Below are 1509 nucleotides of genomic sequence, written 5' to 3' on the forward strand. Positions count from 1 at the left end.
TAATTAAAAAAATAAAAAATGGAGTTATTCTGGATTGAAACCAGCAATTTTCCATTTTCCATCAAATATTGCTGCAACTGAAGAAACAGGATTTTCAAATTCAGCAAATGCACCTTCATCGAAAATGAACTTACATGCAGCATCAGGAGTTTCTGCAGCGAAAACAACATCTTCAGGAGTGTTTTTCTCATAAGTGGAAATGAATTGAGCTTTACCATCTTCTATTTTTTCAACTAATATTTTACTGTCAGTAACAATACCAATATAAGCTTCAAAATCATCTTCATTTCCTTTAACTACTGCAGCAATTCTTGGAGTGTTGTAATCATCCTTTTCATAATCCATAGTGATTAATGAATATGCCATTGCATCCCTAATGTTCATTCCAATAGCTATCTTATCTGCAATAGGATTGGTTTGGGAACCGTTTGAAATAATAGCAATGTCACCTACTGTTTTTACACAATCATAAGCGATATAAGAGTTTTTGAAAATATCAGTTTCAAATCCTTCCTTTGGAATGATAGCTGCTTCATCTTCAAGAACCTTTACTTGTCTGTTTGGAAAAGATCTGCTTGAAACCCTATAAGCAACATATGGTTTTCCGTCTTCTGTTTTTCCTGCTGAAATAATTCTGCCTAAATACATTGTTTTACCCCAATTAACTATAAGATTAATTATTTAAAAATTTAAAAATTTAAAATTTATAAATTAAAAAAATAAAAAATGAAAAATCATATTTTAAAGTATGAAAATATGAAAAATTTGAAAAAATTAAAAAATTGAAATAATAAATAAAATTTAAAATCATTCTGGACTATGAACTGCCTCTTGAGGGCTCATTCCAGAAGGCGCTTGAATATATATCGCATGTTCGCTCGTTTTAATCTGAACATCACCTTGGTCAAGCACTCTTGCATGAACACCAATAGCATTTCCTCTTATCTCAGAAGACATATCTACTCCATTTACAACAACTTTCTGAAGTCCTGCAACCGGCAGCAAATAATATTCTGCATCTCCAGTAGTGTCAGTCATATTTGGCTTTCCAGTGCCTGTTCCAGTGTCATCACCAGTAACAGATGCAGCACCGAAAGTACTGGTCACCACTAAAAAGATAAGTAAAGTAAATAAAATGTCAATAAAAGGAACTAGCTTGATTTCAGGTTCATCCCGATTCATCTTTTCCTTATGACGCTTAATGTCAATTGCCAATTTAACAGCCCCTTGATTATTGTCTTAATTTACTTTCAGTAATTTCAGATTTTACATCACATTTTTCCAAAATGATGTTACTTATACTCTTTTCAAGCATACTTGGCTTAAATGAAATTTGAATATTTGAATAAGGGTCAGAGATTTCCTTTACGCTAACAATACCTTCTGCTTCTTGAAGCGCTTCAATCACACAAGGCAATTTTTCATAAACTCTGATTTTAATTACAGCATAACTCCAATTAGTCATTTTAGTAGCTAATTCAATCTTATCCATCTCTGCATCAATTAAAC

Annotated in this window: 2 protein-coding genes and 1 pseudogene; all 3 read right to left on the reverse strand. The window is 31.9% G+C overall.

Going from position 1 to position 1509, the window contains the following annotated elements; genetic code table 11:
• Nucleotides 1-24: 24 nt before the first annotated feature.
• Nucleotides 25-648 carry an IMP cyclohydrolase gene (locus tag ACKI2P_RS02430; RefSeq protein ID WP_298537526.1) on the reverse strand — a complete coding sequence of 208 codons (624 nt, stop codon included), beginning with the start codon at nt 646-648 and terminating at the stop codon, nt 25-27.
• Nucleotides 649-807: 159 nt separating this feature from the next.
• The gene (locus ACKI2P_RS02435; RefSeq protein ID WP_298537523.1) at nt 808-1215 is read right to left on the reverse strand and encodes a biopolymer transporter ExbD; all 408 of its coding nucleotides are present in this window, start codon (nt 1213-1215) and stop codon (nt 808-810) included.
• Nucleotides 1216-1231: 16 nt separating this feature from the next.
• A pseudogene (locus ACKI2P_RS02440) lies at nt 1232-1509 on the reverse strand (MotA/TolQ/ExbB proton channel family protein); the annotation flags it as partial.

This window comes from Methanobrevibacter sp. (assembly GCF_045541095.1).
Classification (GTDB): domain Archaea; phylum Methanobacteriota; class Methanobacteria; order Methanobacteriales; family Methanobacteriaceae; genus Methanocatella.

Bases quoted from the DNA above. Each gene is read 5' to 3' on its own strand.
- ACKI2P_RS02430 (WP_298537526.1), bottom strand. From the start codon at position 648: ATGTATTTAGGCAGAATTATTTCAGCAGGAAAAACAGAAGACGGAAAA.